We start from the raw sequence: 23,845 nt of genomic DNA, 5'->3' as shown, positions 1-23,845 counted from the left end.
GCGGCTGCGATCCGGCCCGCCCGAGGTTCCAGCCCCGGGCATGGCCTGAGTGCACCACTAAACTTCGGCTTTGTCAGCATCGGATCAAGGGCGGGTTAGCGCGCGCACATTTTTTTGCGGTCGCGCTGCGATAAGGCGCCCATGCGGCAGGCAGGACACGCTCATTGCGCAGGCGCCGCGTTGGGCGCGGCGGTGCGGGAGAGGTTCAAGGGCGGAACGTCCCGCGCCGTGTCGGATCCGGCCGACTGGCTTGGAAGAACGGCGTATCTGGGAATGGAGGGCGCGCGGCGCAAGAGGCGCGCGCGGCCGGGCGGGAGAGCCGCGGCGGGCGTCGGGGGGAGCGGCGTCAGGTCGCGGCGGCGCCGCCCGTCACGCGCGCCGCCCCGTCATTCCTTCTCCCCCCGTCATTCCTTTTCCATCGTGCACTGCAGGGGGTGCTGGTGCTGCTGGGCGTAGTCCATCACCTGGGTGACCTTGGTCTCGGCCACCTCGAAGGAGAACACGCCCACCACCGCCACGCCGCGGCGATGCACGGTCAGCATGATCTCGACCGCCTGCTCGTGGGTGATGCCGAAGAACCGCTCCAGCACGTGCACGACGAACTCCATGGGGGTGTAGTCGTCGTTGAGCAGGAGGACCTTGTACATCGATGGCTTCTGCGGGCGGGTGCGCGGCTTGACCGCCAGCACGCCGTCCGGATCGTCCGAGGGTCGGCTCGGGCCGGCCGCGCGGGGTCGACCCGCGCGGACGGGGGGCAGGGCGCGCGCCGGAACGGCGCGCGGAGAGGTCCGGCCGGCGGCGTCCGCCAGGGTCGGCGGCGCGCCGTCCGTCAGGTCGTCCCGGTTCGCTTCGCGGTCGTGGTCCACGGCCAAGCCCATCGTCGTCGCTGTGCGCATGGCTGGATATTATATGACTCGTGCAGAAATGAAAAAGGGGGCCGAGGCCCCCTTTTCGTCACGATCCGAGGCGTCGGGCCGAAAAGGCCGCGCACGCAGCGGGATGGCGGGCCCCGACGCGCCCCTCGGGCGCGGGGGCCGCGCGCGATCAGGCCGGCTTCACCAGCTCGGCGGCGGCCGAGACGCGGGCGGCCAGCGGCTCCATCGCGTCCTTCGAGGCGGCCATGGCCATCTCGTTCATCTTGGTCGCCTGCTTCATGAAGCCGTCGAAGAAGGTCTTGGCGAAGTCGGACTGCTTCTCCATCAACTCCATCACCGACTTGGAGGCGGCGAAATCCTTCGTCGCGGCGACGCCTTCCTCCATCGACTTCTTGGAGAAGGCCATCGACTCGGCGCTGATCTCCTCGGCCGACTTCATGGCGATGTTGGCGGACTTCATGAAGGCGTCCAGGCTGGCCTGGTTGAAGGCGGCGGCGTCCTCGAAGGACTTCGCCATCTTCTCCATCGATTCGGTCATCTTGGCCTGGGCCTCGGCGGCGAAGGTCTCGAACTGGGCGGTGGTGTCGGACATCGCGTTCATGGGGCGGCTCCTCGAGGGCTCGGGTCTCTGGTCCGCCGGGCCGACTCGGGGGCGTCGGGTGGCGGTCTGCGCGCAGCCCTATATTGCTGCACAGCCGGGGATACCGCCCCATGCTGCGTCGCGTCAAGGGAATTGCCGCGGCGCAGCACAGTCGCAGGCTGCACGGCGGCCCGGCGCGCGGATTTCGCGAATCGGGCTTCGGGGATTTGAATTTGCCGCGCAGCATGTTACCGTCTTTTGTGAAGAGATCGCACGAATGAAGCGATCCAAGCGCCGACAGGCGCGACTCGGACAGGCGCCGGCAAGGCGCACGGAACGAACGAGGGCGGCTATGAGACGGACGAACCCAGGGGCGCCGGCGCGCCTGGCGATGGCCATCGGGCTCGCTTTGCTGGCGGTGTGGAGCTTCGCTTCCGCCCCGGCGCAGGCGGCGCCCTACGCAGCGCTGGTGATGGACGCCAGGACCGGCGAGGTGGTCTATGCCGAGAATGCGGACACGCGGCTGCATCCCGCGTCGCTGACCAAGATGATGACCCTCTACCTCGCCATCGAGGCGGTGAAGGAGGGTCGGCTCAAGCTCGACCAGACGGTGAAGGTCTCCGCGCTCGCCGCGCGGCAGCCGCCGTCGCGGATCGGGCTGCGCACGGGCGAGCGGGTGACGATCCGCAACCTGATGCGGGCCGCGGCCGTGAAGTCGGCCAACGACGCGGCCACCGCGCTCGCCGAGGCGACCGCCGGCTCGGTCGACGCCTGGGCGAAGATGGCGACCGCCAAGGCCCGGATCCTCGGCATGCCCAACACCACCTTCAAGAACCCCCACGGGCTGACCGAGGCGGGGCACCTGTCGACGGCGCGGGACATGGCGACGCTCGGCCGGCGGCTGTTCTTCGATCACCCCGAGTACTACAACCTGTTCTCGCGCAAGCAGACGACGGCGATGGGCAAGACGGTCTACGCGACCAACCGCCGGCTGCTGTCCTCCTACCCGGGGGCGGACGGAATCAAGACCGGCTACACCCGGGCCGCGGGCTTCAACCTGGTCTCGTCGGCGCATCGCGGCGACCAGCGGGTGATCGCGGCGGTGTTCGGGGCGCGCAGCTCCGCCGACCGCACGCAGCGGATCGCCCGGCTGATGGACATGGGCTTCTCCAAGACCCCGCGGGTGGCGAAGGTGATCCCGCCGGCCTCGGTCACCGCCGGGACCCTGGTCGCCGCGGCGCCGGTGCCCGAGGAGCGTCCCGCCCCGCCGCAGTCGCTGCTGGCGCGCGTGGGCCAGGCGATCGCCCCGGCCGCGGCGCATGCCGCGGGCCGCGACGCCGGCACCCGCTATGCGCCGCGCGTGGCCGGCCTGCCCGCGGCGCGCCCGGCCACCGAGTTCGGCCTCGCCATGGAGCTGCCGCCCCGGAGGCCCTGAGCCTCCGTGGTCCCGTCAGGCGCCGCCGGCCGCCCCTTCCCCAAGGGGCGCCCGACCGACGCAAGAGGGGTGAACGGGCCCGGGCGACACGCCCGGGCCCGTTTTCGTTCCACGGCCCCCTGCGCCCCGGCCGCCTGCGCCCCGGCCGCCTGCCTGCGGATCGCCTGCCGGCCTGGACCGCGCCTGCCGGCCTGGGCCGCGCCTGCCGGCCCGCGCGGCCGGCCTGACCGCGCCCGCCAGCCTGCGCCCCATTCGTCCCGGTCTCCGCCCTGCACGCCCTCCGCGGCCACGGCCTCCGCCGCCTGCCCCCCCGCGCCTCCCCGGTCTCTCCCGGATCCTGCCGCCGCCCCATGCCCGCGGCCCGGCGCCCGACCGGCCCTGCCGCCGCGAGCCGGACGCCCGCCCCAGGGCGCCCGCGTCGCGCGGCGGCGCCGTCGGCGCCTGCGCGCGGGCCGCAGTTCCGGGCGCCCGCCCGCCACGCGGCGGCGACGCCCGCCGCCGCGCCGCGGGCCGGACATGGGCCCCGAGCGCGTGCGTGGCGCGGCGCCGCCGCGGCTCGGGGGCGGAGCATCGGACGGTCGGGAGCGGGGGTCGGCGGCTCAGGCGGCCTCGGCCATGCCCGGCAGATTCAGGGCCCGGACCAGGTCGCGGATCTCCTGCCGGGCGGCCACGTGGCTCATCGAGAAGGCGAAGCCCTGGTCGCGCAGGTCCAGCAGCGTCAGCCCGTTGAGGAACATCTCGCGGAAGATCACCCGCTCGGAGAAGCCGGGCACCAGGCGGTAGCCGATGCGGCGGGCCAGGTGCTCCAGCGCGTCGCCGACCTTGCGCTTGTTGCGCGCGTCGATGTGGGACATGCGGTTGCGCAGCACCACCCAGTCGACAGGCTTCAGCCCCGCCCCCGCCCGCAGCCGCCGCGCCTGCCAGACCATCTCGGAGTAGATCGAGGGCCCCAGCACCCTGCCCGTCTCCGGGTCCATGCGCGCCAGCAGGTCGAAATCCACCAGGCTGTCGTTGATCGGCGTGATCAGCGTGTCGGCCGAGGCGTGGGCCATCTGGCTGTAGAAGCTGTCGGCGCCGGGGCAGTCGATCAGGATGAACTCGCACGACGCGTCGAGCGTCGCGATCGCCTGCGTGAACCAGCGCTCCTCCTCCGCCTCCGCCTCGACCCGGTCGCGCAGCGTCGAGGGCTGCAGGCCGATGCGCTCGGGCAGCGACAGGTCCTGGCCGGTGCGGCGGGCGAAGGCCTCGCGGTTCTCGAGATAGCGGAAGAAGGTGGTCTGGCGGAGGTCGAGGTCCATCGCGCCGACGCGGAAGCCCTGCCGGGCGATGGCCGCGAACAGGTGCATGGCGGTCGTGGACTTGCCCGAGCCGCCCTTCTCGTTTCCGGTCACGATCACATGAGCCACGCGCCCGCGCTCCTGCCTGCCTCTGCGCCCCCCGCGGGCCCGCGGCGGCCGCTTCGTGGGGCCGCTTCGCGGGATCCATGATCGCGCGTGCCGGGCGCGGTGGCAACGCGCGGCGGGCGGGAATGCGGCCCGGGACGGCGCCCCGGGCGCCGCCGCGTCGCCAGGCCGCGGGTCGGGGAGGCGCTGCGCGACGCGCCCCGCCCGCGGCAGGCCGCCCGTCCGCGGCGCAGGCCAGCCGAGGGCGCCGGCGGCGGGGGGCGGCGTCGGGGGGCGGCGGGCCGGGCCGGCCGGACGGGGCGCGGGCGTCCGGCCCGTCCCTGAGGCGAAGGGGGCCGCGCCAAAGCGAACGGCGCGCTCCGGGGGGAGCGCGCCGCGCAAGGGGTCGGATCGACCGCGGAGCCGGGCGGGCGCCCGGCCGGCGGGATCAGAAGTCGAGGCCGGCGAACTTCTTCTTGAACTTCGTCACGCGGCCGCCGGTGTCCATCAGGCGCGCGCCGCCGCCCGTCCAGGCGGGGTGCACCGAGGGGTCGACGTCGAGGGTCAGCGTCGCGCCCTCCGCGCCCCAGGTGGAGCGCATCTGCACGGTCGAACCGTCGACGAGCTTGACCTCGATGGTGTGGTACTCGGGATGGATGTCGTTCTTCATGGCGCGTCTCTCCCCCGGTCGCGCCGGGGCTTTCCTGATCCGGGAACCGCGAGCGGCCCGGAACTCGGCGGCGCGCCCATGCGGTAGAGCGCGTGCCTCTACCCCGAATCGCGGGCCGCGGCAAGCCGCGCGGGGAGATGCGCCCCGGCCGCGCCTCCCGGGCGCCGCTCGCGTCCTCCGGACGTGGCGCCGGTTTCCACCCTGAAGAAAGACCCGTGCCCCGCGCCGCCCCCGCCGGGCCCCTCGCCCGCCCTCCGCGCAGCACGCGAGCCCCGACGCCGCCGCAAATGACCGGCGATCGGGGCGATTGGGGCAGGTCCGCCCGAGGGCCCCGCGCCCGACCCCCGCGGACGTGCGCGCAGGCGAAGCGGCTGGCCGGACGGGGAGACTCGGCGCGGCGGTCGGCGGGCGCGTGCGCGCGGGGCCGTGCGGGAGCGCGGAGGGGGGCGAGACGGGGGCCGAGGGCGCCTCCATTCGGCCTCGATCATGGCATGATCGTGGCTAACATCCTCCTGATTTTAAATGGAAATTCATTCTCTCTGCCGGCGCCTCCGCCGCTGGCGCCGGCGCGGCGGGGCCCCTAGCTCATGGGTCCACCGGCGACGCTCACCCGGCGCCGAAGAACGACAGACAGAACGACTGACAGACGGAAGGAGACCACCATGGCCATTCGAGGCGACGACGGCGACGACCGCATCAAGGGCACGGCCGCCAGCGAGGAGATCTTCGGCCTGGAGGGCGACGATTACATCAGCGCCCGCCGGGGCGACGACACCGTCTACGGCGCCGACGGCGAGGACCTTCTCGAAGGCCAGGCCGGCGACGACCTGATCTACGGCGGCGGCGAAGAGGACGTGATCATCGGCGGCGGCGGCGCCGACGTGCTCTACGGCGGCGGCGAGGACGACCGCCTGTTCGGCGGCTTCGGCTTCGACGAGCTCTACGGCGGCGGCGGCGGCGACGTGATGAACGGCGGCAGGGGCCGCGACTTCATGATCGGCCACGACGGCGAGGACCTGCTCAAGGGCGCGGTCGGCCGCGACAAGATGCGCGGCGGCGCCGACGACGACAAGCTGGTCGGCGGCAAGGGCGACGACAAGCTGCTCGGCGGCGGCGGCGACGACTGGCTCAAGGCCGGCTCGGGCGACGACATGATGAAGGGCGGCGGCGGCGCCGACCTGTTCCAGTTCCGCACCGGCGACGACGTCGTGCGCGACTTCGACGGGCTCGAGGGCGACGTGCTCGACCTCCGCAGCTTCGACCTGCGCAGCCTGCGCGAGGTCAAGCAGCATGCCGACAACGTCGGCGACGACATGGTGCTGACCTTCGGCGACGACACCCTGACGCTGCTCGACATGCAGAAGAGCGACCTGGCCACGGACGACGTTCTGCTCTGAGCCCAAGCGCATCGTCGCCGGCCCGCTGCGTCCCCCCACCGGCGGGACGGCGACGACGGCCCCGCCCGCTCCCCGGGCGGGGCTTTTTTTCCGGCGCGCGCCCCGGCCGCGGTCCCCGCCGGGGACGGGCGCCGGCGTTGCCCAAATCCCACCCTCGCCCGTCCCGGACCGCCCGAGCCGCCGCCGGCGATTGCCGCGCGGGCGCCGCCGGCTAGGGTGCGCGCGGCCCGCGCCCGCGGGCGCGCCGGCCGGGCCTGCGCGCCCGGGCCGTTCCCGTCCCGCCTGCGCCGCCCGCGCGGCCTTCCGCCCGCGCGTCCGTCCCGAGGGGCTGCGCGCCCCGTCCCGTCCTTCGCCGCCTCCGCCCGGGGACGGCGTCGCCTGCGCCGGTCCGATCCCGATGAGCGCCGCTCTCCCGCCCGCCTCCGCCGCCGCCCCCCGCCGGGGGATCGCCTTCGCCGTCGGGGTGGTGGCGGTGGACGCGATGGGCATCGGCCTCGCCATGCCGGTGATCCCGGAGCTGCTGCACGAGATCTCGGGCCTGGGCCCGGCGGCGGCCGCGCCCTGGGGCGGCTGGATGGTCTTCGCCTATGCGGCGGCGATGTTCCTGTGCGGGCCGCTGCTGGGGGATCTCTCGGACCGCTTCGGCCGCCGCCCGGTGCTGATCGCGGCGCTGGCGACGCTGGCGCTGGACTACCTGATCGCCGCGGCGGCGCAGAGCCTGTGGCTGCTGATCCTGGCCCGCGCGGTGGCGGGGATGGCCGGCGCCACCCACTCGACCGCCGCGGCCTATGTCGCCGACGTCACCCCGCCCGAGAAGCGCGCCGCCGCCTTCGGCTGGATCGGGGGCGGCTTCGGCGTGGGCTTCGTGGCGGGGCCCGCGCTGGGGGGCCTGCTGGCGACGCTGGGGCCGCGGGCGCCGTTCCTGGCGGCCGCCGGCCTGTGCGCCGCCGCCGCCGTCGCCGGCCTGATCTGGCTGCCCGAGTCGCTGCCGAAGGACCGCCGCCGCGCCTTCTCCTGGCGCGGCGCCAACCCGTTCCCGGCGCTGGCCGAGGCCGCCCGCCTGCCCGGCATCGGCGCGCTGCTGGCCGCGACCGCGGTGTTCATGTTCGCCTTCAACGTCTACCCGGCGATCTGGGCCTTCTACCTGATCGAGCTGCACGGCTGGACCGCCGCCGGGGTGGGCCTGTCGCTGGCCGCCTTCGGCCTGTTCATGGGCGCCGCGCAGGCTTTCGGCCTGGGCTGGACCTCGGCCCGCATCGGGCTGCGCAACACGGTGCTGATGGGCCTCGGCTTCAGCGCGCTGACCCTGGGGATCTACGCCTTCGGCCCGGCCGTGTGGGTGATCTTCGCGATCCTGCCGCTGGTGGCGGTGGGCGACCTCGCCCCCATGGCCATGGCCGCGATGATGAGCGCCCGCGTCGCCGAGGACCGCCAGGGCCGCCTGCAGGGCGTGCTGGCGAGCCTGCAGGGCCTGACCGCGGCCCTCGCCCCGCCGGTCTTCACCGCGATCTTCGAGGTCTTCGCCCGCCCCGGCGCCAGCCTGCGCGCCCCCGGCGCGCCCTTCGCCCTCTCGGCGGCGCTGGCGCTGGCGGCGCTGGCGATCGTGGCGCTGTCGCGCGACCGCTCCGGCGGCAAGGCCGCCCCGCCCGAGACGACGCCCGCCGGCTGAGCCCGCCTCCCGAAACGCAAGCGGCCGGCGAAACGCCGGCCGCGAGGTCGTCCCGGGGGAGGGCCGTCAGTCGAAGCGGTAGAACGCCTCGTAGATCGGCCGCAGCGTCTGCTCGGAGAACAGCGAGCTGACCGAGGTGTCGTTGGCCACGTTCAGGATCGCCTGCGCCAGCATCGGCGCCACCGAGACGGTGCGGATGTTGTGCGCGACCTTCGCCTCGTCCGAGAGCGGGATCGAGTCGGTGATCACCAGGCTCTCCATCACCGAGTTCTTCACCCGCTCCACCGCCGGGCCGGAGAGCACGCCGTGGGTGATGTAGGCGTGGACCGCCTCCGCCCCCTCGTCCTTCAGCAGCTGCGCGGCCTTGCACAGCGTGCCGGCGGTGTCGCAGATGTCGTCGACGATGATGCAGGTGCGGCCCTCGACCTCGCCGATGATGGTCATCTCGTCGACCTCGCCGGGACGCGAGCGGCGCTTGTCCACGATCGCGAGACCGAGGTTGAGGCGCTTGGCCAGCTCGCGGGCGCGGGCCACGCCGCCGACGTCGGGCGAGATGATCGTCACCTTCGAGAGGTCCTCGAAGTGGTGGCGGATGTCCATCGCGAAGACCGGCGAGGCGTAGAGGTTGTCGACGGGGATGTCGAAGAAGCCCTGGATCTGGCCCGCGTGCAGGTCCAGCGTCAGGACCCGGTCGATGCCGGCCTCGGTCATCAGGTTGGCGACGAGCTTGGCGCTGATCGGCGTGCGCGCCGCGGTGCGCCGGTCCTGGCGGGCGTAGCCGAAGTAGGGCACCACCGCGGTGATCCGCGACGCCGAGGAGCGCTTCAGCGCGTCGGCGATGATCAGCAGCTCCATCAGGTTGTCGTTGGCGGGATTGCAGGTGGACTGCAGGATGAACACGTCCTCGCCGCGGACGTTGTCGAAGATCTCGACGAAGATCTCCTTGTCGTTGAACCGCTCCACGCGGGCGTTGGCGAGCTCGACCGGCATGCCGCGATAGACGGACATGCGCCGCGCGATGGCCTGCGCGAGGTCCATGTTCGCGTTGCCCGCGATGAGCTTGAGGTTGATGTCGGCCTTCATGGATCCCCTCCGCCGGCGTCTGGCCCCGGCGGGCGCGCGCCGCAGGGCTGCGGGGCGCGGCGGCCGCCTGCGGTCCCCGTAACACCGGGGGCGAGGATTGCAAAGACCGTGCCGCCGCGCCCGTCGCCGCAGCCGCATCGCGCCGCGCCCGGCCTTCGCCGCGCCGTCCCGCGCGGGCCCGCCCCCGTCGCCCCCGCCCGCGCGCCTCCCCGCCCGCGGGCGCCGTCGCCGCCCCTCTCCCCCCCGGCTGCCCCCGCCTGCCCGCGCCTCCGCCTCCCCGCGCCTCCGCCCGCCCCGGGCCTGCGAGGGGGACGGCCGGGCGGGGCGATGCGGACGCGCAGCGGACGCGAGGGCCGCCCGCGCCGGGCCGGACCCGCGCCTCTTGCCTTCCCCGCCCGGCCGGGCATGGTGGCGGGAGCCAGAAGAATTAAGGGGAGCGAACCATGCCGGAGACCGAGTTCAGGGGCCGCCGCGTGACCTGGCGGGCCGAGGGCCTCGACAAGCCCGGAACGCCGGTCCTGCTGGCGCACTGCTCGCTCGCGCACAGCGGCCTGTGGAAGCCGATTCTCGCCGCCCTGGCCGAGACCCGCCCCGTGGTCGCCCCCGACCTGCCCGCCCACGGCCGCTCCGACCCGCCGCCCGAGGGCGAATCCACCCAGCTCTTCGCCGCCGAGGTCTGCACCATGCTGGCCGAGCGCTTCGGCCGGCCGATCCACCTCGCCGGCCTCAGCCTGGGCGGCGCCACCCTCTCGCGCGTGGCCTGGAAGCGGCCGGAGCTCGCCGCCTCGCTGACGATGATCGAGCCGGTGCTGTTCCACCTCCTCCACCCGCCCCACGTCCAGCCCGAGGTGCAGGCCCCGCCCGCCTCGGAGGAAGAGCTCGAGGCCGACATGCGCGCCTTCGTCGGCCAGTGGGGCGCGCCGGGCCGCGACCCGTTCGGCGGGCCCGAGCGCTTCGCCGCCGCCAAGCTCTGCTTCCGCCTGCTGCGCGAGGACAACGCCTGGGTGATGGGCCGCCCGCCGGGCCAGATCGAGCTGAGCGACCTCGCCGGCCTCTCGATGCCGGTGATGCTGATCGACGGCGAGACCACCGAGGCCCGCGCCTCCGCCGTGCTCGACGCCATCCAGGGCGCGGTCCCCGGCGCGCGGCGGCGCACCATCCCCGGCGCCGGACACCTGAGCCCGGTCAGCCACTGGCGCGAGGTGCTGGCCGAGCTCGCCCGATTCTTCGACTCGGTCGACGCGACGGCCGCCGAAGGCGCCCGCGGCGTCGCCTAGACCCCGTCCCGGGGCGGCGGCGCAGGCGCCCGCGCCGGGCGCCGCATCGCCCTGCGCGATGGATCGTATCGCGCCGGGTCTTCAAGTGTCGTCAACTGGGGCGTTTCCGCGGAAATCCGTTCCATTATGCGGCGCCGCGTCATCGCGTCTTGGTGGACGCTGCGTGAACGCTGGCGCCGTCGGTCCCGCTCGGATACCTATTCAGGCCTGCGACTATCACAGGACTGCCGATGTTCGGTTTCACCCGCCCCGGAACCTCCGCTGACGACGACGTGTTCGACATGGACTTCGTGCGGTCCCAGTTCCCCGCCTTCACCGAGCCGAAGCTGACCGGCTGGGCCTTTTTCGAGAACGCGGGCGGGTCCTATCCCTGCCTGCACGCCGTGGACCGGCTGACCGAGTTCTACCGGCGCCACAAGGTGCAGCCCTATGCGCCCTACCCCGCCTCGCGCGAGGCCGGCGCCCAGATGGACGAGAGCGCCGAGGCCCTCTCCCCCTGGCTGGGCGTGCCGGCCGACTGGATCCATTTCGGCCCCTCGACCACGCTCAACGTCTACGTCCTCTCCCGCGCCTTCCGCGAGACCTGGGCCGAGGGCGACGCGATCGTGGTCACCTCGCAGGACCACGAGGCCAACTCGGGCGCCTGGCGCCGGCTCGCCGAGACCGGGATCGAGGTGCGCGAGTGGGCGGTGGACGGCGACGGCCGCCTCGACCCCGCGGCGCTGAAGCCCCTGCTGGCCGACGGCCGCGTGAAGCTGGTCGCCTTCCCGCACTGCTCGAACATCGTGGGCGAGATCAACCCCGCCGCCGAGATCTGCGCCATGGCGCGCGAGGCCGGCGCGCGCAGCGTCGTCGACGGGGTCGCCATGGCGCCCCACGGCCTGCCCGACGTGGGCGAACTGGGCGCGGACGTCTACCTGTTCTCGGCCTACAAGACCTTCGGCCCGCACCTGGGCGTGATGGTCGCCTCGCCGGAGCTCGCGATGTCGCTCGCCAACCAGGGGCATTTCTTCAACGCCGAGCTGCCCGGCAAGCGGCTGACGCCCGCGGGGCCGGACCATGCCCAGGTCGCGGCCGTGGCCGGCGTGGCGCAGTATCTCGACGCCTTCGACCTGCACCATTTCCCCGAGGCCGATCCCGACCCCCGCGCCCGCCGCACCCGGGTCCGCACCCTGATCCGCGCGCGGGAGATGCGGCTCGCCCAGCCGCTGCTGGAGTTCATCGCCGACACCCCGGCCTTCCGCCTGCTGGGCCCCGACGACCCGGAGCTGCGCGCGCCCACCATCGCGCTCGCCTGCAAGATGCCCGGCGAGACGGCGGCCGAGCGGCTCGCCGCCCGCGGGATCATGGCCGGCGGCGGCCATTTCTACGCCTGGCGGCTGATCCAGGCGCTGGGAATCGACCCGGAAGCGGGGGCGCTGCGCCTCTCCTTCCTGCACTACACCTCCCCCGAGGAGGTGGACCAGGCCATCGACGCGCTGGACGCGCTCGCCTCGGGCGAGGTCTGAGGGCGTGCGGATCGTCGGCGGCCGCTTCCGCGGCGCGAAGCTCGCGGCGCCGTCGTCGGTCGGGATCCCCGACGACGGGGGCGAGGCGCGGCTGCGCCCGACCTCGGACCGGATGCGGGAATCGCTGTTCAACCTCCTCGCCCACGGCGGCTTCGCCGAGCCCGCGCCCCCGCAGGGGATGCGGGTGCTGGATCTCTTCGCGGGCGCCGGGGCGCTGGGGCTCGAGGCGATGAGCCGGGGCGCCGTGCGCTGCCAGTTCGTCGACGACCTGGGCGCCGCGCGGGCGCTGATCCGCACCAATGTCGAAGCCCTGGGCCTGACCGGCGCCACCAAGATCTACCGTCGCGACGCCACCCGCCTGGGCCCCTGCCGGGGCGAGGCTTACGACCTGGCGTTCCTGGACCCGCCCTACGGCAAGGGTCTGGGCGAGGCGGCGCTCGCCTCGGCCCGCGACGGCGGCTGGCTGGCGCCGGGGGCGCTGGTCTGCTGGGAAGAGGCGGCCGAGGCGATCGTGACGCCGCCCGAAGGCTTCGAGATCCTCGACGAGCGCCGCTACGGCGCCGGCGCCCTGCGGATCCTGCGCGCGGCCTGAAGCGCCCGCCCTCTCCCTGTCGCGACGGCCCCTGCGGCCCCGGGATCTCCGGGCCGCCTCGCCCGGCGCCCGCTCGCCGGGGGCCCGCATCGGCCGCGGGAGGACGGGCGTCGACGTCGCGACGCCCCCGGGCACGCCGCCCACCCGCCCGCCCCGGCGCGCCCGGGGGCGTCGCGCCGCCGAATCCGGGCGCGAGACGGGGCCGGGCCCGGGCGGAGCGCCCCTCGCACCCCCCCCCGCGCGACCGCGACCGGCGACGGGATTCCGCCGTCCGCCGCGCCGCGCCGCCGTCGGCGGGGACGCAGGGCGGGGCGGTCGCGGCCGCGCAGCGGGCGCGCCGGGGCGCCCGCGTCCCCTCGCGCCGGCCCCGCTTCCGCGCACGGCCGGCGTCCCTCCCGGCCTCCCCCCGCCGCGCACTGCGCAGGGCGGGATCGGCCCCCGGCGCCGGGGACCCCCGAAACGGGAGTTGGTCGGCGGCGCGAAGCGCGCTACGCCTGTCGCCGGACCCGCCCCCCCGGGCGTCCCCGCTCCGCCCGGAGAGGGGCCCTTCCGCACGACCGAGGAGACCCGCCATGACCATCGCCGTGGGCGACACCCTGCCCGACGCCACCTTCATCGCCATCGGCCCCAACGGCCCCGAGCCCAAGTCCACCTCCGACGTCTTCGCCGGCCGCAAGGTGGCGCTGTTCGCGGTGCCGGGCGCCTTCACCCCCACCTGCTCGCTCAACCACCTGCCCAGCTTCGTCAACAACGCCGAGGCGCTGGCCGCCAAGGGCATCGAGGCCATCGTCTGCGTCTCGGTCAACGACCCGTTCGTGATGAAGGCCTGGGGCGAGTCCTCGGGCGCCTCGGCCGCCGGCCTGCACATGCTCGCCGACCCGCAGGCCGAGTTCACCAAGGCGCTCGGCCTCGACTTCACCGCGCCCCCGGCGGGGCTGATCAACCGCTCCAAGCGCTACTCGATGGTCGTCGAGGACAAGGTCGTGACCGCCTTCAACCTCGAGGAGACGCCCGGCAAGGCCGAGATCTCCTCGGGCGACGCGATGCTCGCCGCCCTCTGAGGCGCGGGCGACGGGGGGAGCGGGCGCCGCTCCCCCCTCAGCGGAAGGTTCCCAGCTCCTCGATCCGGTAGCCCTCGGGGTAGGTGGGGCGCTTCGCGCGGGTCAGCAGCCGCGGGGTGCGTCGCGGGCCGAGCCGGCGCAGGACGCGGGCGCGCAGGGCGAGCCCGCCGGCGACGAGCCGCTGAAGCCAGCCCGGCGCCGGCGCGAAGCCCATCGCCGCCAGCAGCGGCGGATCCATCAGCGCCCGCACGACCGGGCGGCCCAGAGGGATCAGCGGGCGCGGCAGATAGAAGCCCAGCAGCAGGTCCACGGTGCGGTCGGCCACCTCGCGGTTCGTCTGCGCGAAGCGGAAACGCCCGGCCTCGTAGGCCGCGTTCCAGCGCAGGGTCTCCTCGAGGCTCCCGGGGATGTCCTCGATGCCCATGCGGGCGCCCAGGGCGCGGTGGTGCTCGAACCAGGCCCGGCGCTCCGCCTCGGTCATCGGGCGGCGGCCGTGGCGCTCCAGCCAGCGGATCGGCTCGCAGACGAAGGTGGTCAGCACGTAGAGCATCTCGGCGTTCGCGATGCGGTAGCGGCCGTGCATGGCGTTCATCCGCGCCACCGCCGCCGCGCCCCGGGCGGAGTCGAGCCCGTTCTCCCCGATCTCGGCGATGATCAGCGCGGTGTCGTCGTAGCGCTTGCGGGGGCGGCGCGCGAACTCGCCGGTGCGCGCCAGCAGGCCCGAGATCTCGGGGACCGCGTAGGTGCGGAACAGGGCGAACTCCAACGCCTTCTCGATGTCCCAGGAGAATTCCAGCGTGGCGAGGCGGCGGACCGCGGCCTCGACCTCCGGCTCGACGGCGGGCGGCGCGGCGGGAGCGTCCTGAGGGATCATCGCATGGGCCTCTCGGCAAGCCGGGTCCGGTCCGGCGCCGCGGCGCCGGCGAAACGAGGGGACCATCTGCGCCCGCGCCGTTGCAACCCGCGTTGAACCGCCCGTGGAAATCCTTCCCGCCGCCCGTTGCATTTCGCCCCCGGGCGCCCCGGGCCGGGCCGATCCGGGCGCGCCGGCCTGCGCGCAGGCTCACGTCTTCGTCCGCCGCGCCTTCGCGGCGGGGGGGGCGGGCTCGCCCGCCGGCGGCGCCGCCTCGGTTCCTGCGGCGGCAGGCGGCGCGGCCGCCTCGGGCGTCGCGGCCGCCTTCGCCTTGCCCCCGGCGGCGGAGGCGCGGCCATAGGCTTCGCGGGCGCGCTCGGGTCCCGGCGGAGGCGGCGCGGGCGGGAGGGCGTCGGCGGCGGGCGCCGGTGCCTCCAGCGCCTCGGCGAGCCTGCGGAAGCTCTCGGCGTTGCCGTCGGGCGCGCGGGAGGCGCAGAAATCGTCGAGGGCGGGGTGCAGGCGCACGGCGCGGTCCGCCTCGGGGTCCGCGCCCTCCCGCCAGAGCCCCGCCTGCAGCATCGGCTCCGCCTTCTCGTGCAGGCCGAACACCCGGCGGGCGCCCGCGATCAGGCGCATCTCCTCCTCCGACGCGCAGGCGGGCAGCGAGCGGGAGACCGAGCGTCCCACGTCCACCGCCGGGAAGCGCCCGCGCTCGGCGATGGCGCGCTCCAGCACCACGTGACCGTCGAGCAGGCCGCGGGTCATGTCGGCCACCGGCTCCTCCATGTCCGAGCCGGCGACCAGCACCGAGAAGATGCCGGTGACGTCGCCGCGCAACCCGTCGGCGCGCTCGGGCCCGGGGCCCGCACGCTCCACCAGCTCGGCCAGCATGGCGGCGGTGGAGGGGGGGTAGGCGCGCAGGGAGGGCGGCTCGCCCGCGGTCAGCGCCACCTCCCGGTGGGCCTCGGCGAAGCGGGTCAGCGAATCGACCAGCAGCAGGACGTGGCGGCCGCCGTCGCGCAGCGTCTCGGCGGCCGCCATGGCGGTCCAGGCGGCGCGGCGCTTGACCAGGGGCGACTGGTCGGAGGTGGCGCAGACCACGATCGAGCGGGCCATGCCCTCGGGCCCCAGCACGCCCTCGGTGAACTCGCGCAGCTCGCGCCCGCGCTCACCGATCAGGGCGAAGACCACGGCGTCGGCCTGCACGGCGCGGGCGAGCGTGGCGAGCAGGCTGGACTTGCCCACGCCGGAGCCGGCGAAAAGCCCCACCCGCTGCCCCTGCACCAGCGGCAGCAGCGTGTCGAAGACCGACAGCCCGGTCGCCAGCCGCGGCCCCAGCCGCGCCCGGCGCATCGGGTCGGGCGCCGGCGGGCGGATCGGCACGGCCACCGCGCCCTGGCGCAGGGGCCGGCCGTCGAGCGGCGCGCCGAAGGCGTCGACCACCCGCCCGATCCACGACTCGCAGGGCCTGAGCCCGGGGTCGGGGGTCAGGGCGACCGCGTCGCCCAGGCCCACGCCCTCGGCCGGGCCGTAGGTCATCACCCGCGCCACCCCGTCGCCCAGCGCGACGATCTCGCCCTCCAGCGGCGGGGCGTCGCGCAGCATCACCTCCACCCGGTCGCCCAGGCGCGCGCGCGGCGCGAGGCCCGCGGCGGTCAGCACGCCGCCGTCGGCCCGCACCACCCGCCCGATGCGCCGGATGGCGACGACCGAGCGCAGGTCGGCGCCGAGATGCTCGATATCCATGGTCCGCTCTCCCTGGCCGCGAGGCATGGCGACGGAAACCCGCGGTCTCCGGCCTCGCGCTTACTTCTTGTCAACCATCAGGGGTTAATCCCGGGTTTGCGACCGCCGCCGGAGGAGAATCCCCGTCATGAGCGAAGGCCTCACGATCCTGTCCCTGACCGAGGCGCTGGCCGACCACGCCGCGGGTCGCCAGGCATTGATCGCGCGCAACGTGGCCCACGCGGACACGCCGGGATATCGGGCTGCGGACCTCACGCCGTTTTCCGACAGCTATGCGGCGCGGGCCGCGCTGGACGACGCCGGCGCCTTCCGCCCCGCCGCCACGCGGGCCGGTCACCTGTCGGGGACCGGAGACGCCGCCTCGGGGGCGGAGGTGCGGGCGGCGCACCTGCCGGCCGCCGCCTCCCCCAACGGCAACACCGTGGCGCTCGAGGATCAGATGGTCCGCGCCGCGGAAGCCAAGCTTCAACACGAGATGGCGCTGGGCGTCTGGCGCAAGTCGCTCGACATCCTGCGCGTCGCGCTGGAGCGGCCGCGCTGACCGCGCGGGCGCCCCTGACCGTTCCGACGGGAGATCCCCATGACCGACCTGATCCAGTCGATGGCCGCCTCCGCCTCGGGCATGCATGCGCAATCCGCGCGCCTGCGCCTGTCGGCGGAGAACCTGGCCAACGCCGACACCCCCGGCTACCGCCGGAAGTTCGTGGAGTTCCACGCCCTCGACGCGCAGGACCGGGGCGGCGCAGCCGTCGCCGCCGGCCGGGTGCGGCTGAGCGAGACGGACCTGCCCGAAATCCACGACCCCGACCACCCGCTGGCCGACGCGCAGGGCAAATACGAGGGCTCGAACGTCGACCTGTGGGTCGAGATCGCCGACAGCCGCGAGGCGCAGCGCAGCTACGAGGCGAACCTGCGCCTGCTTGACCAGGCCCGGCAGATGACCCGGGGCCTGCTGGACCTGCTGCGCCGCTGAGCGCCCCGCCCTTTCGCCCGAGACCCGCGCGCACCGGATGCGCCCTTGATCCAGGAGACCGCCCATGCCCGCCGCCGACAGCCTCGCCGCCCGCATGTACCAGGGCCTCGCGCCCGCCATCGGGTCGCCGCCCGCCCAGCAGCGCAGCGCGGGGGAGGCGATCGCCTCGGCCGCCGGCGGCTTCGCCGAGGCGCTGCGCGCGGGCGAGACCGCCGCGGTGCGGGGCCTGGCGGGGGAGGCCGACATGCAGTCGGTGGTCACCGCGCTGAGCTCGGCCGAGATCGCGGTGCAGACCGCGGTGACGGTGCGCGACAAGGTGGTCGAAGCCTACCAGGAGATCCTGCGGATGCCCGTCTGAGCCCCCCGGCCCGGGCCCCTCAACCGCCCGCACGACCGACGCAGGACGCGCGGTCGCGACGGGCGGAGGACGAGGGACCGGGGGCCGTCGTCCCGCGCCGAGGCGCGGCGTCGACGGCCCCCGAGCCACCGTTCGCCCCGCCCTCCCCGGCCTCCGGCGCGCCCTGCCCCGCGCGGCCGGCCCCGACCGGCCCGGTTCTGGACCCCGCCGGTCTTGGACGCCCCGGCGCGCGCCGGAGCGCCCTCGCCGCACCCCAGCCGGCGCCCCCGCCAGGACACGCGCGGCGCCATCACCACGGGCCCCTGGAGGGGCCCTCGTCACGGGCTCTGCAGGGGCTTCCGCCACGGCCCCGGAGGAGCCATCGCCGACGTCCGCCCGGGCCGCCTTCGCCCCCGGAAAGCCCGCTTCGCAGGACTCCGCGCGGCGCGGCCCGGCGGATGTGAAGGACCCGGCGGATGTGAAGGGCCCGGCAGGCCGGAGGGTTTCGTCCGGCGGACGGGCCCCGGCGGGCGGAGGCGCCTCGCCGGACGGACGACCCCCGGGAGGCCAGCCCCGGGCGGCGCGCCGTCAAGCGCCGGATCGAGCGAAGGCCCCGGGCGCTCGGCGGGTCCGGCGGGCGGCAGGACCGGTCGGATCGGCAGGCGCCGGCCGGGCGATGCGGTCCGGCAAGCCGGCGGGCTTCGACGTGCCGACGGGCCGAGGAGCTGCGGGAGGCGACGGGTCTCGCCCCGGCGAGGCGCCGAGACAGGCGACAGGGCATCCGCGGGGCGAAGCGGGCCGAAGAGGCTGCGGCGCGACGGGGCGCAGGGCGCGTCCGGCCGGCTCGGCGTCCTCCCTGCGGCCGGGCGATGCGCCGCCGGCGTCCCGGACCGCCGGCGCCCCGAGGCGACGTGCAGCGGGGCTCGTCGGAGCCCCTGCCGCACCTTCGACCGGGACGGGACCGCCCGCCCCGCAACCCGAGACGCGCGGAGAGCGCCATGGACGATGCGACCCTCTACGACATGATGCGCCAGGGGCTGTGGGCGGCGATCATCGCCTCGCTGCCGATCCTGACGGTGGCGCTGGCCACGGGGCTCGCCATCGGGCTGGTGCAGGCGCTGACCTCGATCCAGGAGCTGACGCTCACCTTCGTGCCGAAGCTCGCCGCCATCGCGGGGACCTTCTGGATCGCGATGGAGTTCATGGGCGCCGCCTTCCTCGACCTGTGGCGCGACGTGCTCGTGCCGTTGATCGCGCAGGGGGGCTAGGCGCCGATGACCTCCCGCCCGCCTTTCGCCCCGTCGCGCGTCCCGCCCCGGATCCGCGGTCGCTCTCGCGGCCTGGCGTCGGGCCACGAGCCGGCCGCCCCCGTGATTCCCGACGGGGCGACGCCGCCGCGCGCCGCCGCCTGGCCGTGCGGCCCCGCCCCTGAGACGACGGGGCCGCAGGATCCGCCCGCGTGTCTGCGGGCCGGCGCCGGTGGACATGGATCGCGGGAAGAGGCCACGCGGACCCGCCTCCGCCGCCCTTGGCGGCGAAGCGCGCCCGCGACGCGCGCCTGCGCGGCGCTCGCCCTTCTGGCGCTGATCCTGGTGGCCCGGCCGGCCCTCGCCGCCCCGGACAGGGAGGCCTCGACCGGCCTCGCCGGGCTCTGCGAGGCCGCGGCCGAGCGGGCCGCCGGCGCCGAGGGCGTGCCGCTGCACCTGATGCGCGCCATCTCGCTGGCCGAGACGGGGCGCGCGCTCGACGGCCGTCTCGCGCCCTGGCCCTGGACCGTGAACATGGAGGGGGAGGGGCGCTGGTTCTCCAACCCCGACGAGCTGCTGACCTGGGTGCGCAGGCGCCAGGCGCAGGGCGCGCGCTCCTTCGACCTGGGGTGCTTCCAGGTCAACCACCTCTGGCACGGGGCGGCCTTCGAGAGCCTGGAGGAGATGCTCGACCCCGAGGCCAACGCCCGCTACGCCGCCCGCTTCCTGCGCGCGCTCCGCGACGAGACCGGAAGCTGGGAGATCGCCGCCGGCCACTACCACTCGCGCACCCCCGAGCTCGCGCAGCGCTACCGCTCGCGGGTGCTGACGCTCGCCGGCGACCTGCCCGAGCCCTTCGGTCCGGCCCCCGGCGAGGCGGCGCCCGCGCGGGAGCGGCCGAGCTGGTGGTTCGCCTCCCTCTCGCCGCTGGAGCGAAGCCCCGGCCTCGCCGCCTCGCCCGAGGAGGAGGCCGCCGAGGACGCCCGCGCCGACGCCCGTGCGGCGAGCCTCGCCCATGCCTGGCTGACCGCGCCGCCCGGGCCGGAGGAGGAGGGGCGCCCCGGCGCGATCTCGCCCCTGGCCCCGGCCGGCGCGCGCGGCGGGCTGCTGCGGCGGGGCTCCCCCCTGATCGGGTCGCCCTGATGGAGAGCTGGTCGATCCGCAACCTCTACCACCCCACCGTCCTGATGGCGCTGGCGCTGCTGGCGGTGATCGTGATGATGATCCTGCCGATGCCGGCCTGGGTGCTGGACGTGGGGCTGGCGGCGAGCTTCGGGCTGGCGATCCTGATCTTCACCAACACGCTCTTCATTGAACGGCCGCTGGATTTCTCCTCCTTCCCCACGATCCTGCTCGCCTCGCTGATGCTGCGGCTGAGCCTGAACGTCAGCTCGACCAAGCTGATCATCGGCGAAGGGCATACCGGCACGGGCGCCGCGGGCGACGTGATCGAGGGCTTCGCGATGTTCGTGATGGGGGGGTCGCTCTATCTCGGCCTCGTCGTCTTCGGCGTGCTGCTGATCGTGAACTTCATCGTGATCACCAAGGGCGCGGGGCGCATGGCCGAGGTGGGCGCGCGGTTCGCGCTCGACGGGATGCCGGGCAAGCAGCTCGCGATCGACTCGGACATGGCGGCGGGGGCGATCAGCCACGACGAGGCGCGCAAACGCAGGAAGATCGAGCAGGAGGAGACGACGTTCTTCGGCTCGCTCGACGGCGCCTCGAAGTTCGTGAAGGGGGACGCGGTGGCGGGCCTCCTGATCACGCTGCTGAACCTGCTGGTGGGGCTGGCGGTCGGGGTGCTGGCCCATGACATGCCGCTGGGCCAGGCGTTCGAGACCTACGCGATCCTGACCGTGGGCGACGGGCTGGTGACGCAGATCCCGGCGGTGATCATCTCCATCGCGACCGCCCTGCTGCTCGCCAAGGGCGGGATGACGGGCGCGGTCGACCGCGCGCTGCTGGGTCAGCTCGGCGGGTTCCCGGCGGCGCTGGGGACGGTTGCGGCGCTGATGGCGGGCTTCGCCCTGGCGCCGGGCCTGCCCTTCGTGCCGTTCCTCGGCGGCGCCGCGCTGCTCGCCGCCGCGGCCTGGTTCGCCGCCCGCGCCGCCGCCGCCCAGAAGGCGCAGGACGAGGCGCCGGTCGCCCGCGCCGACGCCGCGCCGTCGGAGCGGCCGCTGGGCGACGTGCTCGACCTCGACGAGATCCATGTGGAGTTCGCGCCCGACCTCGTGCCCATCGTGATGGACGACGCCACCGGCCTGGGCGCGCGGATCGCCAACATGCGAAGTCACGTGGCCCAGGTCTACGGCGTGGTGATCCCCGAGATCCGGCTGACGGACGAGGATGCGCTGCCCCCCGGGACCTACGCGATCCGCATCCAGGGCGTCGAGATCGCGCGCGCCACGCTGGAGCCGCGCAAGGCCCTGGTCCTGCTGGGCGACAACGCCGACGCCGCCCCCCCGGGCCGCGACGTGAAGGAGCCGGTCTACGGCGCCCCCGCCCGCTGGATCGAGCCCGACCAGCAGGAGGAGGCGGCGATCCTCGGCCTGCCCGTCGTCTCCGCCACCGAGGTCGTGGCGACCCACCTGCTGGAGACGGTGAAGGAGAATTTCGCCCGCCTGTTCTCCCGCCGCGGGCTGCGCAAGCTGCTGGACAGCTTCACGAAGGTCTCCGACCCGCAGCGGGCGGAGTCCAACCGCCGGATCCTGGACGAGTTCATCCCCGACAAGGTGCCGGTGGACCTGCTGCAGACCATCCTGCGGCTGCTGCTGGAGGAGCGGGTCTCGATCCGCAACCTGCCCCTGATCCTCGAGGCCATCGCCGAGGCGAAACCCGTGCTCGGCGCCCCCGAGGCGATCGCCGAGCATGTGCGCCAGCGCCTGGGCTTCCAGATCGTCGCCGAGCTGCTGGAGGAGGACGGCGCCCTGCCCCTGATCCAGCTCTCGCCCGAATGGGAGGAAACCTTCGCCGCCCACGAGCTGAAGGACGGCGAGGGGGCGGGCGACGTGGCCCTGCCGCCTTCGGAGTTCAACCGCCTGGCCGCCGCCGTCGCCGACCGGGTGGCGCGGGCGGGGTCGGAGGGGCGTTATCCCGCCATCGTCACCTCCACCCGCCGCAGGCGCTTCCTGCGCACGGTGCTGGCCGCCAAGGGGGTGCGCAACCCGGTGCTCAGCTTCGAGGAGATCGGCGCCAACGGCCGCCCCACCCTGCTGGGCCAGGCCTGAGCGATGGACGAGACGACCGCGATCCTGACCCGCCTGTGGCCGGACCTCGCGCGGCTGGCGCGGCTCGACGACGCGCCGGTCTATGCGCTGATGGCGCTGTTCGTGCGGGTGGGGGCCGTGGTCTCGCTGCTGCCGGGGTTCGGGGAGCGGACGCTGCCCGCGCGCATCAAGCTCGCCGTCGCGCTGGGCTATGCGCTGCTGCTGTGGCCGGCGTTGTCGCCGCTGGCGCGCGCGGCGGCTGCGGCGGACCCGGGCCTGGCCGCGGGCCAGCCCTTCGCCATCCTGCGCGCCATGGGGGCGGAGGCGCTGATCGGCCTCGGCCTGGGGATGGCGGCGCGTCTGATGGTGATGTCGCTGCAGCTCGCGGGGACCATCGCGGGACAGTCGACCTCGATCGCCCAGATCGCCGGCGCCCAGGTCACGCCCGACCCGATGCCGGCCATCGGCGGGCTGCTGACCGTGGGGGGCATCGCGCTCGCCATGGCGCTGGAGCTGCCCACCAAGGCCGCGGTGTTGATCCTGCGCTCCTACGCCGTCGTGCCGCTCGCGGCCCTGCCCCTGCCGGGCGACGTCGCGCAATGGGGGGTGGACCGGGCGGGGGCGGCCTTCGCGCTGTCCTTCTCGCTGGCGGCGCCCTTCGTGGTCGCCTCCTTCGCCTACAACCTCGCGCTCGGGGCGCTGAACCGGGCGATGCCGCAGCTGATGGTGGCCTTCGTCGGCGCGCCCGCGATCACCATGGGCGCCCTGCTGATCCTGTGGATCGGCGCGCCGGAGATGCTGGCCCACTGGTCCGACCGCCTCGACGAGGCGCTGGCCGTGCCGTTCGGGAGCCCGTGAGATGGCCGGAGGAGCCGACGACGGCGCGGAAAAGACCCACGAACCGACGCCGCGAAAGCTCGAGCAGGCGCGCCGGAAGGGCGAGGTCGCCAAGTCCACCGACGTGGGCGTCGCCGCGATCTACATCGCCATGCTCGCGACGGTGGGGGCGTTCGGCGGCTCGGCGGCCCTGAGCTCGGGGGAGGCGCTGATGGGCTTCCTCGCCAACCCCGACCGGCTGGCGGGGCGCATCCTGGGGCCGGGGGGCGCGTCGCTCTCGGCCCATGCGGTCTTCGCGGCGGTGGCGCCGACGCTGCCGTTCCTGCTCGCGCCCTTCGCGGCGGCGGTGCTGGCCTATGCCGCGCAGATGGCCATCGCCTTCGCGCCGGAGAAGCTGGCGCCCAAGGTCTCGCGCATCGACCCGATCGCCAATGCGGGCAACAAGTTCGGGCCCACCGGGCTGGCCGAATTCGCCAAGTCGGCGGTCAAGCTGGTCGCCATCGGGATCATCCTGGCGCTGTTCATGATGGCCGAGATCGACCGCATCGCGGCCCTGGTGCGCGCCGATCCGCTGGCCGTGGGGCCCGAGATGGTGCGGGTCGGCGTCTCGCTGCTCTCGACCATCGCGGCGGTGGCGGTGGTGATCGCGGCCGCGGACCTGCTGTGGCAGCGCTTCGACCACGCCCGCAAGCACCGGATGTCCTTCCAGGAGCTGAAGGAGGAGATGAAGGAGAGCGAGGGCGACCCCTACCAGAAGGCCGAGCGGCGCAGGCGCGCGGAGAAGATCGCCACCAACCGGATGATGGCCGACGTGCCCACCGCCGACGTGGTGATCGTGAACCCGACCCACGTGGCGGTGGCGCTGAAGTGGTCGCGCAGGCCCGGCTCGGCGCCCGAATGCGTCGCCAAGGGCGAGGACGCCGTGGCGCTCGCGATCCGCGAGCGGGCCGAGGCCGCGGGCGTGCCGATCCACCACGATCCCCCCACCGCGCGCGCCCTGCTGGCGACGGTGGAGATCGGGCAGGAGGTCGCGCCAGAGCACTACAAGGCCGTGGCGGCGGCGATCCGCTATGCCGAGAAGATGCGGGCGCTGGCCCGCGAGAAGGGATGGGGCTGA

Annotated in this window: 23 protein-coding genes; 16 read left to right on the top strand and 7 right to left on the bottom strand. The window is 74.9% G+C overall.

Annotation, left to right across the window (positions count from 1 at the left end; all coding sequences use genetic code 11):
• Positions 1–404 precede the first annotated feature (404 nt).
• Both clpS and BM064_RS06350 read right to left on the bottom strand, forming a co-directional pair.
• Positions 405–689 (bottom strand): ATP-dependent Clp protease adapter ClpS, encoded by a 285-nt coding sequence (clpS, locus tag BM064_RS06355; protein WP_092859281.1) that lies wholly within the window; start codon positions 687–689, stop codon positions 405–407.
• A 355-nt stretch (positions 690–1,044) separates the two neighbouring features.
• Positions 1,045–1,476 carry a phasin family protein gene (locus BM064_RS06350; RefSeq protein WP_092858921.1) on the bottom strand — a complete coding sequence of 144 codons (432 nt, stop codon included), beginning with the start codon at positions 1,474–1,476 and terminating at the stop codon, positions 1,045–1,047.
• A gap of 110 nt (positions 1,477–1,586) precedes the next feature.
• Here BM064_RS06350 and BM064_RS27375 point away from each other — a divergent pair, with 110 nt between their 5' ends.
• Positions 1,587–1,736: a hypothetical protein gene (locus tag BM064_RS27375; protein WP_177236163.1), complete on the top strand. Its 150-nt coding sequence runs from the start codon at positions 1,587–1,589 to the stop codon at positions 1,734–1,736.
• Between the two features lie 71 nt (positions 1,737–1,807).
• Complete coding sequence (locus BM064_RS06345) at positions 1,808–2,890, top strand: D-alanyl-D-alanine carboxypeptidase family protein (RefSeq protein WP_425426146.1); 1,083 nt, start codon at positions 1,808–1,810, stop codon at positions 2,888–2,890.
• A gap of 599 nt (positions 2,891–3,489) precedes the next feature.
• Here the strand turns inward: BM064_RS06345 and BM064_RS06340 are convergent.
• A complete protein-coding gene (locus BM064_RS06340) occupies positions 3,490–4,296 on the bottom strand; it encodes a division plane positioning ATPase MipZ (RefSeq protein ID WP_092858919.1) in 807 nt (268 codons plus the stop codon).
• Between the two features lie 424 nt (positions 4,297–4,720).
• A complete protein-coding gene (gene rpmE / locus BM064_RS06335) occupies positions 4,721–4,942 on the bottom strand; it encodes a 50S ribosomal protein L31 (RefSeq protein WP_092858918.1) in 222 nt (73 codons plus the stop codon).
• Positions 4,943–5,604: 662 nt separating this feature from the next.
• Between rpmE and BM064_RS06330 the strand changes: the two genes are divergently transcribed.
• Both BM064_RS06330 and BM064_RS06325 read left to right on the top strand, forming a co-directional pair.
• On the top strand, positions 5,605–6,339 hold the full coding sequence (locus BM064_RS06330) for a calcium-binding protein (protein ID WP_092858917.1): 735 nt from the start codon (positions 5,605–5,607) through the stop codon (positions 6,337–6,339).
• A gap of 397 nt (positions 6,340–6,736) precedes the next feature.
• Positions 6,737–8,008, top strand: a complete 1,272-nt coding sequence (locus BM064_RS06325; protein WP_092858916.1) for an MFS transporter — start codon at positions 6,737–6,739, stop codon at positions 8,006–8,008.
• A 66-nt stretch (positions 8,009–8,074) separates the two neighbouring features.
• Here BM064_RS06325 and BM064_RS06320 read toward each other — a convergent pair whose 3' ends face one another.
• Positions 8,075–9,091, bottom strand: coding sequence for a ribose-phosphate pyrophosphokinase (locus BM064_RS06320; RefSeq protein ID WP_092858915.1), 1,017 nt, complete (start codon positions 9,089–9,091; stop codon positions 8,075–8,077).
• Between the two features lie 443 nt (positions 9,092–9,534).
• Here BM064_RS06320 and BM064_RS06315 point away from each other — a divergent pair, with 443 nt between their 5' ends.
• From BM064_RS06315 to BM064_RS06300, 4 genes are all read left to right on the top strand, one after another.
• The gene (locus BM064_RS06315; RefSeq protein ID WP_092858914.1) at positions 9,535–10,368 is read left to right on the top strand and encodes an alpha/beta fold hydrolase; all 834 of its coding nucleotides are present in this window, start codon (positions 9,535–9,537) and stop codon (positions 10,366–10,368) included.
• A gap of 230 nt (positions 10,369–10,598) precedes the next feature.
• Positions 10,599–11,876 carry an aminotransferase class V-fold PLP-dependent enzyme gene (locus BM064_RS06310; RefSeq protein WP_092858913.1) on the top strand — a complete coding sequence of 426 codons (1,278 nt, stop codon included), beginning with the start codon at positions 10,599–10,601 and terminating at the stop codon, positions 11,874–11,876.
• Positions 11,877–11,880: 4 nt separating this feature from the next.
• Positions 11,881–12,468 carry an RsmD family RNA methyltransferase gene (locus BM064_RS06305; protein WP_092858912.1) on the top strand — a complete coding sequence of 196 codons (588 nt, stop codon included), beginning with the start codon at positions 11,881–11,883 and terminating at the stop codon, positions 12,466–12,468.
• A 572-nt stretch (positions 12,469–13,040) separates the two neighbouring features.
• Positions 13,041–13,529: a peroxiredoxin gene (locus BM064_RS06300; RefSeq protein WP_092858911.1), complete on the top strand. Its 489-nt coding sequence runs from the start codon at positions 13,041–13,043 to the stop codon at positions 13,527–13,529.
• A 37-nt stretch (positions 13,530–13,566) separates the two neighbouring features.
• Here the strand turns inward: BM064_RS06300 and BM064_RS06295 are convergent, their stop codons facing one another.
• Together BM064_RS06295 and BM064_RS06290 are read right to left on the bottom strand one after the other, a co-directional pair.
• Entirely contained in the window at positions 13,567–14,403 is an 837-nt protein-coding gene (locus BM064_RS06295; protein WP_092858910.1) for an oxygenase MpaB family protein, read from the bottom strand.
• A gap of 189 nt (positions 14,404–14,592) precedes the next feature.
• On the bottom strand, positions 14,593–16,128 hold the full coding sequence (locus BM064_RS06290; protein WP_092858909.1) for a FliI/YscN family ATPase: 1,536 nt from the start codon (positions 16,126–16,128) through the stop codon (positions 14,593–14,595).
• 127 nt (positions 16,129–16,255) lie between these two features.
• Between BM064_RS06290 and BM064_RS06285 the strand changes: the two genes are divergently transcribed.
• From BM064_RS06285 to BM064_RS06250, 8 genes are all read left to right on the top strand, one after another.
• Positions 16,256–16,669 (top strand): FlgB family protein, encoded by a 414-nt coding sequence (locus tag BM064_RS06285; RefSeq protein WP_092858908.1) that lies wholly within the window; start codon positions 16,256–16,258, stop codon positions 16,667–16,669.
• 39 nt (positions 16,670–16,708) lie between these two features.
• Positions 16,709–17,101: a flagellar basal body rod protein FlgC gene (flgC, locus tag BM064_RS06280; protein WP_092858907.1), complete on the top strand. Its 393-nt coding sequence runs from the start codon at positions 16,709–16,711 to the stop codon at positions 17,099–17,101.
• Between the two features lie 64 nt (positions 17,102–17,165).
• A complete protein-coding gene (gene fliE, locus BM064_RS06275) occupies positions 17,166–17,459 on the top strand; it encodes a flagellar hook-basal body complex protein FliE (RefSeq protein ID WP_092858906.1) in 294 nt (97 codons plus the stop codon).
• A 977-nt stretch (positions 17,460–18,436) separates the two neighbouring features.
• Positions 18,437–18,706, top strand: a complete 270-nt coding sequence (locus BM064_RS06270; protein WP_092858905.1) for a flagellar biosynthetic protein FliQ — start codon at positions 18,437–18,439, stop codon at positions 18,704–18,706.
• Between the two features lie 324 nt (positions 18,707–19,030).
• Positions 19,031–19,828 (top strand): lysozyme family protein, encoded by a 798-nt coding sequence (locus tag BM064_RS06265; RefSeq protein WP_092858904.1) that lies wholly within the window; start codon positions 19,031–19,033, stop codon positions 19,826–19,828.
• Positions 19,828–21,912: a flagellar biosynthesis protein FlhA gene (gene flhA / locus BM064_RS06260; RefSeq protein ID WP_092858903.1), complete on the top strand. Its 2,085-nt coding sequence runs from the start codon at positions 19,828–19,830 to the stop codon at positions 21,910–21,912. Before BM064_RS06265 ends, flhA begins: the two co-directional genes overlap by 1 nt.
• Before the next feature lie 3 nt (positions 21,913–21,915).
• Positions 21,916–22,749 carry a flagellar biosynthetic protein FliR gene (locus BM064_RS06255; RefSeq protein WP_092858902.1) on the top strand — a complete coding sequence of 278 codons (834 nt, stop codon included), beginning with the start codon at positions 21,916–21,918 and terminating at the stop codon, positions 22,747–22,749.
• 1 nt (position 22,750) lies between these two features.
• Positions 22,751–23,845, top strand: a complete 1,095-nt coding sequence (locus tag BM064_RS06250; RefSeq protein ID WP_092858901.1) for an EscU/YscU/HrcU family type III secretion system export apparatus switch protein — start codon at positions 22,751–22,753, stop codon at positions 23,843–23,845.

The sequence above is a fragment of the Albimonas pacifica genome (genome assembly GCF_900113695.1).
GTDB classification, from domain to species: domain Bacteria; phylum Pseudomonadota; class Alphaproteobacteria; order Rhodobacterales; family Rhodobacteraceae; genus Albimonas; species Albimonas pacifica.
This window is presented reverse-complemented; position numbering and strand designations above follow the sequence as displayed.